Source organism: Rhodococcus aetherivorans (assembly GCF_025722975.1).
GTDB classification, from domain to species: Bacteria; Actinomycetota; Actinomycetes; order Mycobacteriales; family Mycobacteriaceae; genus Rhodococcus; species Rhodococcus aetherivorans.
On sequence record NZ_CP106982.1, the window covers coordinates 1,002,333 to 1,016,355 of the forward strand.

Genomic DNA, 14,023 nt, shown 5'->3' on the forward strand with positions numbered 1-14,023 from the left:
AGGCGGCGGCTCAGAGGAGATGGACCTTCTTGTAGAGGATCTTCGACGGACCGCCGATCAGGCCGACGCTGTCGAGGAACGTCATCAGCTTGGCGCCGGACTTGCGCACGCGGTCGTGGTAGTGGGTGTTGTTCCGGGCCTCGGCGATTGCCCGGTCGCGGTCGACGCCCGCGTTGCTGTACACGTCGGGGTGGATCATGCTCTTGACCACGAAGTACACGGTCACGGCGGTGTTGATGCGCTCGAACTGCAGGCGGGCGCGGCTCGCGCCGGCCAGGCGGCGCGCGACCTCCTCGCGGGCGAACCGGATGTGCCGGGCCTCCTCGAGAACGTGGATCTTGCTGACCGTGCGCGTGACCGGCTGGACGCGTTCGTCGCGCATGAAGTCGCGCTGCATCATGTCCAGGATCTCCTCGGCGGCCATGACGCTCGCGTAGGCATTGGCGCCCCGGAAGAATCCGCCCCACAGCCGGCCGAGGCGGTGGATGTAGCGGGCGGGACCGTAGTCCGGCATGCCGAGGCGCTCACCGGCGCGGCCGAACATGACGGAGTGACGGCACTCGTCGGCGACCTCGGTGAGGGCGAACTGGACGTGGCGGGAGTGCTTGTCGCGGTTGTAGACGTCGCGCAGCAGCATCTGCATGAGCAGGATCTCGAACCACAGACCCACGCTCGAGACGCTCGCGGCCTCGTGCTTGGTCAGCTCGATGCGCTGTTCCTCGGTCATCTCGTCCCACAGCGCGGTGCCGTACAGCGTGCTCCACTCGGGGGTCATGCCGTACTTGTCGGCGGGGACGGGGGCCTCCCAGTCGACCTCGACCGTCGGGTCGTAGGACTTGCGGGCCGACGAGGCGAGCAGGCGCTGCGCCGTCTCCTCGCGGTCGGAGAGCGGGACGCCGGGGACGAAGCCCGTGCTCTCGGCTTCCGACGGGCGGGTGAGCGATGCGGTCATGTCTCCACCTTTTTAGTGTGACGACTGGTAACTGTTAATCCGAGGCTACCTCGTTGGTCTCCGGCGCACAACGGGGCGTGGCCGTCCAGGCGCCCATCGCCTGCATAACACCGCTCCGACCAGCGCCACCGCCCCGAGCGCCCAGCTCGCCTGCTGCATCCCGTGCGGCAGCGCATAGCGAGCGACTCCGAGTTCGGGTCTGCGCGGACCGGCGGCTTCGGTGACGACGACCGCGGCAGCGCGTGTATGCGAGATTGCACGGCCGCCATCATGTTGAGGCGGGCGGTCGGTCTACCTGCACGTTTTGAAAGATGGCCCACTCGCCCGACGTCCACCTGCCTCAGGAGTGTGGCACGAACACCGACGAGCCGCCGTGCCACATTTCTGAGGCACCCAGGTCAGCGCCCTGCTCGTGCCTCAGGTCGAGTGGCACAGGACATCCACGAGACGGTGTCACCTCCAGATCTCGTGTCACTCGGGTCGACAACTGTAGAAGTGCCCCAAACCAGTGAGGTCGAGGTCCGGTACGTGCAGGACATCGGCGCTCCTGTCGCGACGACGATCGCTGCAGCGGATCCGCATCGGATGATCCGGGACTGCCGGTGCGGTGCATGCGGAGTCACCGGCGTCGGCGGCACTATGCAGGGATGTCTTAGTCGGCCACCAACAACGGTGGCCATGTCCTCTACGAGAGCCGGCTCGAATTGGACCGGCAGTGGCGGGCGGACTACGCGCCCGAGATGGTGCGGTTTGAGGCACAGCCAATGTGCCTGTGAAGTATCGGCGGAAAACACGCGTCGGCTGTGCTGGATCCGCTGTTCAAGCGTGCGGGCCGCTGTATCGCGGTGATCGCGGTTTGATCACCATCCGCGACAGCGCGGAGGCCATCCCGACTACGGCATCTGTACGGCGCGTCCAGTCGTCGTGGTGCGGTGCGGCGACCGAAGTCTTCCAGGCCTCGCGTCATCGACCGCCAGAGTGGTAGCCAGTACTTCACCGGCAGTGGTTCACCCGCTCGCTGCGGCTGCTCGACGTGTCCAAGATCGTGAGAAACGTGGTCTACCTGCGTCAGCGGAACTACGCTCTCGACTCAGCCCCCCATAGTCGTTCGCGGCACGGGGTGTGCACCATTCACGGCATCGTCTACCGCGGTCGGTTCACTCGTGCGACGTCGATCACGCTGTTCGTGTGCCCCGTCGAGGCGTTCCCTGCCCGGCTCAAGCCGTCGTCGCCCCTCGCGCATCCTGCCCTCGGGGATGCGATTGATCCCGCAGCGCACGAGCTTGGTTATGCCCTCATCGGACTGCAGGAATGACACTTGGCCAGGCGATTATGGCCTGCTCAGGCGGGGTAGTGTGAGTCGTACCGGTTGGTTGAGAGGACTCTGCAGGCACTGTTTGTGCAGTAGGTTCGATGGACGAAGGTGATGACTGAACAATCTCCGTTCGATACCCAGCGCGACGTGACCCCTACGGTTGCCGCGGAGCTCGGTGCTGAGGGGCTGGAAGATGCTCAGGAGATCGGGCGTGGTGGTTTCGCGGTGGTCTATCGCTGTAACCAGGTGGCCCTGAACCGGACGGTTGCGGTGAAGGTGCTTGTCGCCGATCTGGACGACGAGAATCGGTCGCGTTTTCTTCGGGAGCAGCGAGCGCTGGGGCAGATGACCGGGCATCCGAACATCGTCCATGTGCTGGAGGTCGGGGTCACCGGCAGCGGCCGCCCCTATCTGGTGATGCCGTACCACGCGCAGGACTCGCTCGACGCGCGGATCCGCCGGCATGGGCCGTTGTCTGTCGAGCAGACCCTGCGGCTGGGGGTGAGGATGGCCGGTGCGCTCGAGTCGGCGCATCGACTGGGCGTACTGCATCGTGACGTCAAGCCTGCCAATATTCTCCTTACCGACTACGGCGAGCCGGTGTTGGCCGACTTCGGGATCGCGCACATGGCCGACGCGTTCCGCACGGCCACCGGTGTGGTGACCGGGTCTCCGGCATTCACCGCAGCGGAGGTGCTCGCGGGGGGCCCGTCGACGGCGGCTGCGGATGTGTACGGGTTGGGTGCGACCTTGTTTGCCGCGTTGACCGGACATGCCGCGTTCGAGCGGCGCGGCGGGGAGCAGATGGTGGCGCAGTTCCTGCGCATCTCCACCGAGCCGGTGCCGGATCTACGCGACCAGGGCCTGCCGGAGGAGTTGTGCGCGGTTGTCGAGAAGGCGATGTCGCGTGATCCCGCTGAACGTCCGTCCGCTGCGATGTTCGGCGAGGAGCTGCGGGCATTGCAGGTGCGCTACGGTTTCCCTCTGGACGAGATGGCGGTGCCTACGGATCCGCACAGCGGGGTGGACGGACCGCAACCGGAGCAGACCCCTGGGTCGGTACCCCGGCCGTTCCGTTCCGGGGTGAAGGGAAATCTCCCGCTGGAGTTGAGTAGTTTCGTCGGGCGACGCGCAGAGATGACCGGGGTCAAGAACCGGTTGTCGGCGTCTCGTTTGGTCACGTTGACCGGTATCGGTGGTGTCGGCAAGTCCCGGTTGGCCCTGCATGTGGCCGGCAACATGCGGCGGGAGTTCCCGGACGGGGTGTGGCTGATCGAGCTGGAGCGACTGCACGACCCGTCGTTGGTGGCCGGCGTCGTGGCGGACACCCTGGGTCTGCGCGTCGGCTCGTCGGGGCACATATCGGAGCTTCTTGTCGATCTTCTGGCGCGGCGGACGTTGTTGCTGGTGTTCGACAACTGCGAGCAGCTGATCGATGCGGTGGCGCACCTGGTGGAAACGCTATTGCGCAGCTGTCCACACTTGCGAGTGCTCGCCACCAGCCGAGAAGCCCTGGGCGTGGCGGGGGAGTCGGTGCTGCCGGTACCGCCGCTGGCGGTACCTGACCTGAGCCAGGCGCCGTCGTTGCGGCGGCTGCCCCGCTACGACGCGGTGACCTTGTTCGCCGAGCGTGCCGCCGCCGTCGCACCGGGATTCGAGCTGACCGACGCCAACAGGGCGACGGTGGCGCGCATCTGTCAGAGCCTGGATGGGTTGCCACTGGCGATCGAACTTGCCGCCGCCCGGCTGCGAGCGATGTCGTGTGAGCAGATTCTTCAGCGGCTGACCGACCGATACTCTCTGTTGACCCGTGGTAGCCGCACGGCCCCGGCTCGCCAGCAGACGCTGCGTATGTGTGTCGACTGGAGTTACGAGTTGTGCACCCGGGCCGAGCGGCAGGTGTGGGCGCAGGCGGCGGTGTTCACCGGTGGGTGTGAACTCGCTGCCGCGGAAGATGTGTGCCGGCTCGAGGACGGGCCTGACGACGTGCTCGACGTTCTGACCGCCCTGGTCGACAAGTCCGTGCTGATCCGCGACGAGCAGGGCGGTGTGGTCCGTTTCCGGATGCTCGAGTCCGTGCGTGAGTACGGGTGGGAGAAGCTGATCGACAGTGGTGAGCAGCAGCGTGTGCGTCGGCGGCACCGCAATTGGTGCCGACGCCTTGTCCTCGAAGCCGAGGGCGAATGGATCAGTTCCCGGCAGCTGGAGTGGATTGCCCGGCTCGATCGGGAGCAACCGAATATCCGTGCAGCTCTGGAATTCACGCTGTCTCATTCCGATGATGCCGATGTTGCTGCAGGACTGCAGATCGCTGCTGCCTTGTTCCCCTTCTGGAGTTGTCGGGGGTTGTTCGGGGAGGGACGGCGCTGGCTCGGTCACGCCTTGTCTCATCATTGCGGCGAGACCTCGACGGAGCGTGCCAAGGCCCTCTTCGTTGCCAGTGTGCTCGCGGCAAGACAGGGGGATCTTGCTGCCGGCGCTGCGCTGGTGGACGAGGCACATGTGCTGGCCGAGCGAACCTCAGATCCGGTGATGCGAGGGTGGTACGCGTACGCCGACGGTATGCAGGCGGGTTACAGCGGCGATCTCGACCGAGCGTGTCGCTCGCTCGAGGAGGCTCGCACGCTGCTCGACACGGGCACGAGCGTTTCTCAGACCACCGTGCACATCCTGCAATCGTTGGGTTGGGCGTACGGATTGCGGGGGGACACTGCCCGTGCGACAACGTGCCACGAACGGGTCTTCGCGATCACGGAATCGCGGGGTGAGACCGTGTACAGGTCCCATTCGTTGTGGGCATTGGGGGTCGTGGTGTGGGAGCAGGGCGATCGTCGACGGGCCGCGCGATTGCTCGAGCAGGCGTTGCGCTTGACCCGCACGGTGAACGATCCCTTTATCGCTTCGGCATGTCTCGAGGGGCTCGCCGGTATCGCCGACGACGACCAGGACGCCCGGCGCGCTGCTGTCTTGATGGGTGCAGCAGACGAGGTGAGGCGCAGTGTCGGCGGAGTGGCAGTTCGGACGCCGCCTCTGTTGACTCGTCGTGCCGAGTGTGAGCGCACTGTGCGCCGCGTCTTGGGTGAGCGCGCGTTTACCGCTGCGTACCGGAAGGGGAGCGCTTTGGGGCTCGATGCTGCGGTGTCCTATGCAGTGGGCGAGCACCAGCGTGCGGTGGGCTCGTTGGCTCCCGGGTCGTCTGCGGGTCTGACCAAGCGCGAGCAGCAGGTGGCGGAGCTGGTGGCGGAAGGTCTGACCAACAAGGCGATCGCCGCTCGGCTCGTCATCTCGGAACGGACTGTGCACGCACATGTCGAGCACGTGCTGGCCAAGCTTGGGTTCACTTCTCGGACGCAAGTCGCCGCCTGGGTCGTCGAACGGGCCGCTGAAGAGCACTCTAGTACAGGGGGTCAAGGCGCCGAGGGTCTGGAAGCATGAACTGCAGTCGGTGCCGGGCCTGTGCAGCTGTACCGCTCGGCGGAGCAAAGCGATTTCCCGAGGCGGTCGGGTGCTATGCAGAGTCGAAGTTCCGGTTCCTGGTCTCGGTGGCCAGCGCGGGTGGGGTGCCATCTCCTCGCAGGCGTGCGAGCATGGCGATTCTCGAAATCCTATATCTTCCAGAGACTTTCTGAGATATCCATGTTGGTCCTAGAACATCGGCAGTGACCGAGTTCGGGATGCGTTCTCACGGTCGGCGCGTAGTGCACCGTCGGAGTTTTCAATCCCGTTCTTCACGAGGCTGCGGAATTGCCACGCTGGTATCACGCAGGCGCTCTATGTCCCCCGCGCCGGTGATCACCGCCACGGCGCGGCGTTTCGTGCAAGACGGTTTGTCGTCTCGGTGAGTCCGAACAGAGGGAATCAGTCACCTGTGTCGTTACCCTGCAAGCAGATTCGTCTCCCGCGTTCGGGGGAGGCGACCGAAACTGCGAGCCAACAGAAGATCCATGGCCCCCTCATCGAGGGCTGCGATGGCAAGGTGTCGACCGTCACGCAATTCCCCAGGGGTTTCCTTCACGTAATTCCCCATGCTCGGGCGTGCTGAGTCGAGGGTAGCCCGAGCGGCGGACATGCGGATCAGGTTGCGTTGGCGGCCCGGTTGCCGGGTCGTTTTCGGGGTCGGTAGGACGGTCCGTCCATCAGGGCTTGATGGCTGGTGTTGATGAGCCGGTCGAGGAGGGACTCGGCGACGATCGGGTTCGGGAACAGTGGATACCAGTCCTTCGGGGCGCGGTTGCTCGTCAGAATCAGCGGTTTGCCGGCGATCGCCCGGTCCGAGACCAGATCGTAGAGGTCGTCGGACTGAGTGGTGGTGTGCTCACGCATGGCGAAGTCATCGATGATCAACACCAGCGGCCGGGTGTATTCGCGCATCCGCTGGCCGATGGTGCGGTCTGCATGGCCGCCGGCGAGATCGGCGAGCATGCGGGAGCATTTGACGAACCGCACGTCCCCGCCGCGGCGGGCGACATGATGGCCAAGCGCCTGTGCCACATGGGTTTTGCCGACGCCAACGGGTCCGTAGAGGATGACCGACTCGCCGGCATCGAGCCAGCGCAGGGCGGCCAGATCCCGCAGCATCGCCGCCGGGAGTTTCGGGTTCGCGCTGAAATCGAAGTCCTCGAAGGTGGCCTGTTGCTCGAACCTCGCCCGCCGCAACCGACGGGCCAGCGCCGCCGTTTCCCGGCGGGCGATCTCGTCCTCACACAGCACTTGGAGGAATTCGAGGTGTCCGAGCTTCCCGTCCCGGGTTTGGGCGAGCCGGGCGTCGAGCGTGTCGAGCATCCCGGTCAACTTCAACGTCTTGAGCGCAGCCCGCAGGCTGGGATCATGAATGGTCATCACAGAAACCTCACTGGTTCAACGTGATTGCAGGAACAGTTTGGGGCGGGGTCACGGTCAGGCGGTGCGTTCGGCGTCGAAGGCGTCGGGTCCGCGCAGGAACGCCGACGTCGGCGCGGCGGCCGGGGCAGGCTGTCCGTCGTGCTCGGTGCCGGCGGCGAGGATGCCCTTGACGGTGCGGTAGCTGGGGTCACCGACCTCGAGGGCGCGGGCGCACGCCGCATCCAGGCGCCGATCCTCGTAGCGATCCCGCAGCCGGACAATGCCCTGGATCGCCCGTAGCCGGTGCAACGCGTTGACCTGCGACAACTCGGCGACCACTGCGACCGCCGCCGGGCCGATCTGCTCGGCCTGCGCCCGGCACCAGGACACGGTCTGCAGCGTGTAGGCGATCTTGTGCGGCGGATAGTGCTCAGGGTTCGTCGACCGCCCCGACAGGTGCAGCACGTGGGTGGCGACCACCTGCTCGGCGTGGAAGATCTGCACCACGTCGCCGCTGGTGCGGACCAGCACCTGCTGGCCGATCAGCCGCCAGGGCACCGAATACAGGGCCTTACCGGCCTTGACATGGCAGTCCGGGGCGACCTTCCCGACCTGGTAGAGACCCGGTTCGAATGGTCGCGGTGGCAGCTTTGTGAGACGGTGCTTTTCGGCGGCTTCGAACACCGCTGTCGGTTGTGCTCCGTCGAGACCGCGGTGCTGGTGCCGGCCGTAGACGTCGGTGCACCAGGTCAGGGCGGCGTCCTGCATCTGCGCCAGGCCGGTGAACTCGCGGCCCTTGAAGAACGAGTCGCGGATATAGGGCATCGGACGCTCGATCCGCGGTTTGTCCTTCGGCTTGCCGGCGCGGGCCGGATCGATCAACAGCCCGTAGAACAGGGCGAGCTCGGCATAGGCGCGGTTGATCTTCGGGTCGTACAGGTCCGGCCGGTCCACCCCGGTTTTGAGGTTGTCGCACACCATCCGGGCCGGGACACCGCCGAAGAACTCGAACGCCGCGACGTGCGAGGCGCACCACGAGGACTGGTCCATCCGCAGCACCGGCTGGACGAACAGCATCCGCGAGCAGGTCAGGATCATCGCGAACGCCCACACCGCCACCCGCCGGTCGGTGGCGGGATCGCGCCACATGCCGAGCTTGCCGTAGTCGACCTGGGCCTCGTCGCCCGGCGGGACCGGGCCACGAGGCACCGTCACCTTCGTCTCCGCGATCTGGTCGGCGAATTGCGCTGCCACATAACGACGTACCGTCGACTCGGACACCGCGGTACCGTGGTCGTCCCGCAGGCGTTGCGCGATCGTCGCGACCGTCACCGACGCCTTCAACTGTGCGTCGATCCAGTCGTGGTGCGCGGCGATCGCCGGCCACGTCACCGCCCGCGCTGCCGGGTCGCCGACCTCGGGAAACCATCCCGAGATCAGCTCCCGCCAGAGCGCGTCGTCGAACTTGCCGCCCTCGCCGGGCGCCAACCCGGCCGCCAACGCGGGTGCCAGGTATTTCCGGATCGTCTTGCGGTCGATCCCCAGGGCCGTCGAGATCTGCACCTGAGACCGGCCGGCATGCCAATGCCGGAACAACTCCATCAGATCGATCATCGTCCACGTTCTCCTTGCCACCGTCAGGCCCCTTCCCGGGCCTTGTCGGTGGCCCAGTCAGGAGCGAACCTGCAGCAGCGCCGGAACCCCGGCCGACACGCCCCAGGGTGGGGAATTACGTGACGGCCGGGTGGGGAATTACGTGACGGACGAACCCCTCAACCTGGGGAATTACATGACCGCTGACAGGCAAGGACTCGGGGATACGTTCTCGGTCCGTGTTCACGTTGCGTGCAGTAGACAATCCGAGATGATATGACGATCCCTCGGCCGGCTGAGGCGCAGGGGCGCAGCTTGTCGCTGCCGCAAGGGCATCGGGCCGCCATGGGTGGCAGGAACTCCCTACAGGTCTGGCATCGTCTGAGAAGAAGTGCTCGGCATTCAGGGTGCGAATCCGGGGAGCGCCCGGTGGTGCCCGGATCGCCGAGAGTGCTTGTTTCAGTACGAGTTGCCGGAGCTGAGAGTGAATCGAGTGAACGGTTCGGACCGAACTGCGTCATGTGCTTTCCTGCGGATCAGGTCTTCGGCGGCGAACCAAGGATCCGCAATGGAGGGTCAGGCACGTAATGGCCGACCTACCTATCTTCCTGCCCATTCGTGCCGGGTCGAGGGGAAGACGGGAAGCTCTACTGAGACCCCAGGGCTCGTCGGCCGGGCGTTCCGAGGGGGAGGGGTGGGAGGTCGGCGTCTCGGCGGTACGGCGGTGACGCGACGACAGCAGATGCGGGTGATGGTTGACACAGACCGAGTTCCTATAGATGATTTAGAGGGTCTCATCACGTACCGAGTCAGGAAGGATTGTGGTGCCGTGAGCAAGTACAGGGTTATCGACACCGATACTCATCTCATCGAGCCGGCGAATCTGTGGACCGATCGCCTGCCCAAGGCGTGGGGTTCGGACGTTCTGCACGTCAAGTGGGACGACAAGACCCAGTCGGATCTGTGGTTCTTCGGCGACGAGCCGCTCAAGGGCGCATGGACCTGGGCGAACTGGGGGTGGAAGCACTACAACTCCGACGTCCACGACGGCACCGGGCCGGCGCGGCTCGAGGAGGCGAACCCGGCGGCGTACGACGTCGACGCCCGGGTGGCGTTCATGGACGCGCAGGGCTTCGAGATGCAGGTGCTCTACCCCAACCTCGCCGGGTTCGACTGGAAGCCGTTCGTGCAGCATCCCAACCCGCAGCTGGCGATGGCGCACCTGGCCGCGTACAACGATTTCCAGCTCGAATGGGTGCAGAAGTACCCGGGCCGGTTCATTCCCATGATGGTGATCCCGTACTGGGATCTCGAGGCCACCCTCGCCGAGATCGAACGCCTGGCGGACGCGGGTTTCGGTGGCATCGTCACCACCGGCGCCCCGCACGAGCACGGGCAGCCGCCGCTGGGCAGCCGCAAATGGGATCCGCTGTGGAAGGCCTGCGAGGAGGCCGGGCTGTCGGTCAGTTTCCACACCGCCAGTGGCGACTTCCGGGAGCTGCTCAAGCGCAACGAAGAGGACGAGGTCACCGGCGGTGCGCTGATCGCCCGGGACGGGCCGCACATGTACCTCGCCAACGCGGTCATCGTCGGTGACCTGCTGATGTCCGGCATCCTCGCGCGGTTCCCCACGCTGCAGTTCGTCTCGGTGGAGAGCGGGATCGGCTGGGCACCGTTCGTGCTCGAAGCGCTCGACAAGCGTTTCCAGAAGAACGGGGTCTTCCGGTCCCATCCGGAGTTCGGGGACATGCTGCCCAGCGACTTCTTCAAGCGGCAGGTGTCGTTGAACTTCTGGTTCGAAGAGCTCGACGACTACCACCTCGAGACGCTCTCGCTGCGCCCGATCCTGTTCGAGACGGACTTCCCGCATCCGACCGGCTACCACCGGCCGACCCTCGAGGAGAACATCGAACTCGTCCTCGGTCGGCAACCGGAAGAGGTCCGCCGCGCCGTGCTGTGGGACAACGCGGCCCGGCTCTACGCCAAGGCCCTGGAAAAGCAGGGCGTCAACCCCCACCAGGCCGTCACCGTCTGACACCACGCCACTGCGGCAACACACCCCCGCGGCGCTCTGGGGCCCCACCCCACACCCCAGAGCGCCGCTCGGCCCCCGGCCTTACGCATGAGGCTGCGCCTGTATGACAATTTCGGTAACAGGAGAATTGAAATGACAACGGATGCTACGGACAGCAAACCCGAAATTCTCACCCAAGCGGGTCCTGCGACAGGCCGGCTGGCGGGAGTGAACCATATTCAGCTGATTGTGTCGGATATGGACCAGAGTGTCCGGTTCTATCGCGACATCCTCGGTATGACTGTCATCCGCACAACCGCGGACTACCCCGCCCCGGGACGCGGGTACCAGATCCTGAAAAACACTTTTCTCGACATGGGCAACGGAAACCTCCTGTCACTGATCGTCATCGGAGGTCCCGGAATTTCCGGTGCACCGAAGCATGCGGAGCCCTCTGTGAGCGCCGAATGGCTGTGGCCAGGCGTTCCCGAACAGCAGTGGACGCCCCGCAAGTTCGACCACCTCGCGTTCAACGTCGACACTCACGAGGATGTCGTCTGGTTCAAGGAGCACCTCGAGAGCCATGGGGTGAAGACGAGCAAGATCATCGCCCGAGACTACGAGGCATGGGTGGAATCCCTCTACTTCTATGACCCGGACGGAATTCCGGTGGAAATTGCCACTTTCGACAGAAGCCATCCGAAGTGGGACGAGCATCGCCCGACAGATTGGTTCCGTGATCCTGACCCGGTGCCGGCTCTGCGAGTAGACCAACCATGACCTCGCCGAACGGTAACCTCGCCTACCGGCCACAGGAAGCGCCGTCCCCGACACACGCAGATGCTCGTGTCATCGGCGAGGTACAGCCTGCGGATTTGTGCGCTGCGGAGGCGGCGGCCGAAGCATTCCTTCGCGCTCTCGGCATCGATGTCGACTCGGGCGGCGTGAGGGATACACCGAAACGCATGACTCGTGCGTATTCGGACTTGTTCACGCCGCAATCGTTCGAATTGACCACTTTTCCCAATGACGAAGGGTACGACGAACTCGTAGTCGCCAAGTCGATACCCATGCGTTCCGTGTGCGAACATCACCTGTTGCCCTTCAGTGGGGTCGCACATGTCGGTTATCTCCCCGGGTCCAGAGTCGTGGGCCTTTCCAAACTGGCCAGAATCGTCGAGTTCTTCGCCCGCAGACCTCAAGTGCAGGAACGCCTCACAAAGCAGATCGCGGACTGTTTGGTCGACAGGCTCGGACCGAAAGGCGTGGGAGTGGTGATCGAAGCTGAACACAGTTGCATGTCGATGCGAGGCGTACGTGCAATCGGCGCTACCACGGTCACGTCAACTCTGCTGGGCTCTTTCGCGATGACCCCCGTTCGAGGCAAGAGTTCTTTGCTCTCACCGGAATCTGATCACGTGCCGCTCAGCCGCAGTCACCTGCATACGAGTGGGGGATAGGGACTCACAGCTGCACTTGCCCCAGTGTGCGGCGAGCCGGACGGTTCACTTCGAGTCCTCTCGAGGAGAGTACGACATGTTCTTGAGTCGATTCGCCGGTAGGCAGCTGAGGGCGGCGGACGTCGCCCAACTCAGCCCGAAGCCCGGCTGCTGCCGCAGCAGACCGCGGTGTCTTCGCTGTCCCGTCGTGGTGGCACAGATGCAGAAGTTGGTTGCGTCCGATGTCGGCGATCGGGAACTGGAAAAAGCTCTGCGCAAAGTTCGTCAACGTCGCTGAAACGATTGGTGCAGGGAGGCGAGATCGGGCCCCGAGCTCGAAGAGCCCCCCACGGGACGGAACGTTCGATTCGCAAGAACCTGGACAAGACGAATCTTGGCAGGCGGAAAGGAAACTGTGCGTAGTACTGATGGATCGGGATTCGCCGAGCTCTTGCTGCGGGTGACAATCGGCGGCACAATGCTTGCTCACGGGATCAAGCATGGCCGCACGATCGAAGGTACATCTCGATGGTTCGAATCGATCGGTTTCCGGCATCCCAAACGGCAAGCACGTGCAAGTGCCGGGGTAGAAATCCTCTCCGGACTCGGACTCATTTCCGGGCTCGGTACCCCTGCAAGTGCAGCTGCTGTGGTCGCCACAATGGGTGTGGCAACGCGAGCCGTGCACGCCCCTAACGGATTCTTCATCACTGCTGAAGGGTTCGAGTATGCGATGACGCTCGCCCTGGGCAGTGTCGCGATAGTTGCTCTCGAACCCGGGCATCGGAGCGTAGACCGGTACACGTTCTTTCGACGTCGCCGCGGATCTCGCTATGCGCTGGCGACAGTGGCCGTAGGGGCCACATCTGCCTTGCTCCACACTGCTCTGTTCTGGAACCGGCCAGGCGCGACCAACGATTCTCAGTCCGGCAGCATCGGGGCTTCTGTTCCTGCGCAGGCCGCTAGCTGAGCGTTCATTGTGGTCGGCGGCTCAAGTCACCCCATTATTGCTTCTGTAGGAACGTATTCTCCGAGAACGCCTACGTATCGACAGCACGACAACAAGAACAAGGACTTCTTATGGCTTTGCTGACTATCGGTGACCAATTCCCTGCCTACAACCTCAAGTCCGTCGTCGGTGGCGACCTGTCCCAGGTCGACGCTCACGAGTCAGATGACTACTTCACTCAAGTCACCAGCGACGACCACGCCGGCAAATGGCGCATCGTGTTCTTCTGGCCGAAGGACTTCACCTTCATCTGCCCTACCGAAATCGCAGCCTTCGGCAGACTGAACGACGAGTTCGCCGACCGCGGGGCGCAAGTGCTCGGTGTATCCGTCGACAACGAGTTCGTCCACTTCCAGTGGCGGGTCCAACACGAGGACCTGAAGTCGCTTCCCTTCCCCATGCTGTCGGACCTCAAGCGTGAGCTGACCTCGGCCACCGGTGTTCTCAATTCTGACGGCATCGCCGACCGGGCAACCTTCATCGTGGACCCGAACAACGAGATTCAGTTTGTTTCCGTCACCGCTGGGTCCGTAGGACGGAACGTCGACGAGGTGGTACGCGTGCTCGATGCCCTACAGTCCACCGAGCTGTGCGCCTGCAACTGGAGGAAGGGCGATCCCACGATCGATGCTGGTGAACATCTCAAGGAAGCCCTCTGAGTCGGCCGATCCCATTGAAATGCCCTTCTCGCTTCAGCGTCAACACTTCACGCTGCGGCACCATACCGGCTGCGAACCAGCATTCCGAGCGGATGAGTTTCCTCCTCGACGTGGGACTCGTCCTTGTGCACGACGGACTTGTGCAGTCTCTCTCCTGATTGCTGATACGCCTTCCTGTACCTATCCCGACTCCGACGAGCTGCTCACCGACGGCCTCGACG

At 64.4% G+C, this 14,023-nt stretch carries 9 protein-coding genes and 1 pseudogene; 7 read left to right on the forward strand and 3 right to left on the reverse strand.

Annotated features, from left to right (window positions below; genetic code table 11):
* Positions 1-10 precede the first annotated feature (10 nt).
* A complete protein-coding gene (locus OCS65_RS04740; RefSeq protein WP_029546368.1) occupies positions 11-952 on the reverse strand; it encodes an AurF N-oxygenase family protein in 942 nt (313 codons plus the stop codon).
* A 1,033-nt stretch (positions 953-1,985) separates the two neighbouring features.
* Here OCS65_RS04740 and OCS65_RS04745 point away from each other — a divergent pair.
* The gene (locus OCS65_RS04745) at positions 1,986-2,267 is read left to right on the forward strand and encodes a hypothetical protein (RefSeq protein ID WP_263509011.1); all 282 of its coding nucleotides are present in this window, start codon (positions 1,986-1,988) and stop codon (positions 2,265-2,267) included.
* 111 nt (positions 2,268-2,378) lie between these two features.
* The gene (locus tag OCS65_RS04750; RefSeq protein ID WP_263509013.1) at positions 2,379-5,702 is read left to right on the forward strand and encodes a protein kinase domain-containing protein; all 3,324 of its coding nucleotides are present in this window, start codon (positions 2,379-2,381) and stop codon (positions 5,700-5,702) included.
* Positions 5,703-6,341: 639 nt separating this feature from the next.
* Here OCS65_RS04750 and istB read toward each other — a convergent pair.
* Together istB and istA are read right to left on the reverse strand one after the other, a co-directional pair.
* Positions 6,342-7,106: an IS21-like element helper ATPase IstB gene (istB, locus tag OCS65_RS04755; RefSeq protein WP_263507379.1), complete on the reverse strand. Its 765-nt coding sequence runs from the start codon at positions 7,104-7,106 to the stop codon at positions 6,342-6,344.
* Between the two features lie 57 nt (positions 7,107-7,163).
* Positions 7,164-8,702, reverse strand: a complete 1,539-nt coding sequence (gene istA, locus OCS65_RS04760) for an IS21 family transposase (RefSeq protein WP_006938289.1) — start codon at positions 8,700-8,702, stop codon at positions 7,164-7,166.
* 808 nt (positions 8,703-9,510) lie between these two features.
* On the opposite strand from istA, the gene OCS65_RS04765 reads away from it, so the two are divergent.
* The 5 genes and pseudogenes from OCS65_RS04765 (at position 9,511) to OCS65_RS04790 (ending at position 13,802) form a co-directional block, all read left to right on the forward strand.
* Positions 9,511-10,716, forward strand: a complete 1,206-nt coding sequence (locus OCS65_RS04765; protein WP_168580174.1) for an amidohydrolase family protein — start codon at positions 9,511-9,513, stop codon at positions 10,714-10,716.
* Positions 10,717-10,848: 132 nt separating this feature from the next.
* Complete coding sequence (locus OCS65_RS04770; RefSeq protein WP_168580182.1) at positions 10,849-11,475, forward strand: VOC family protein; 627 nt, start codon at positions 10,849-10,851, stop codon at positions 11,473-11,475.
* A pseudogene (folE, locus tag OCS65_RS04775) lies at positions 11,472-12,109 on the forward strand (GTP cyclohydrolase I FolE). Before OCS65_RS04770 ends, folE begins: the two are co-directional and overlap by 4 nt.
* 503 nt (positions 12,110-12,612) lie before the next feature.
* Complete coding sequence (locus tag OCS65_RS04785) at positions 12,613-13,104, forward strand: DoxX family protein (protein ID WP_168580647.1); 492 nt, start codon at positions 12,613-12,615, stop codon at positions 13,102-13,104.
* A gap of 110 nt (positions 13,105-13,214) precedes the next feature.
* Complete coding sequence (locus tag OCS65_RS04790) at positions 13,215-13,802, forward strand: peroxiredoxin (protein ID WP_263509015.1); 588 nt, start codon at positions 13,215-13,217, stop codon at positions 13,800-13,802.
* Positions 13,803-14,023: the final 221 nt, after the last annotated feature.

Bases quoted from the DNA above. Each gene is read 5' to 3' on its own strand.
- OCS65_RS04750 (WP_263509013.1), top strand. From the start codon at position 2,379: ATGACTGAACAATCTCCGTTCGATACCCAGCGCGACGTGACCCCTACG.
- istB (WP_263507379.1), bottom strand. From the start codon at position 7,106: ATGACCATTCATGATCCCAGCCTGCGGGCTGCGCTCAAGACGTTGAAG.
- OCS65_RS04785 (WP_168580647.1), top strand. From the start codon at position 12,613: ATGCTTGCTCACGGGATCAAGCATGGCCGCACGATCGAAGGTACATCT.
- OCS65_RS04740 (WP_029546368.1), bottom strand. From the start codon at position 952: ATGACCGCATCGCTCACCCGCCCGTCGGAAGCCGAGAGCACGGGCTTC.
- OCS65_RS04790 (WP_263509015.1), top strand. From the start codon at position 13,215: ATGGCTTTGCTGACTATCGGTGACCAATTCCCTGCCTACAACCTCAAG.
- istA (WP_006938289.1), bottom strand. From the start codon at position 8,702: ATGATCGATCTGATGGAGTTGTTCCGGCATTGGCATGCCGGCCGGTCT.
- OCS65_RS04770 (WP_168580182.1), top strand. From the start codon at position 10,849: ATGACAACGGATGCTACGGACAGCAAACCCGAAATTCTCACCCAAGCG.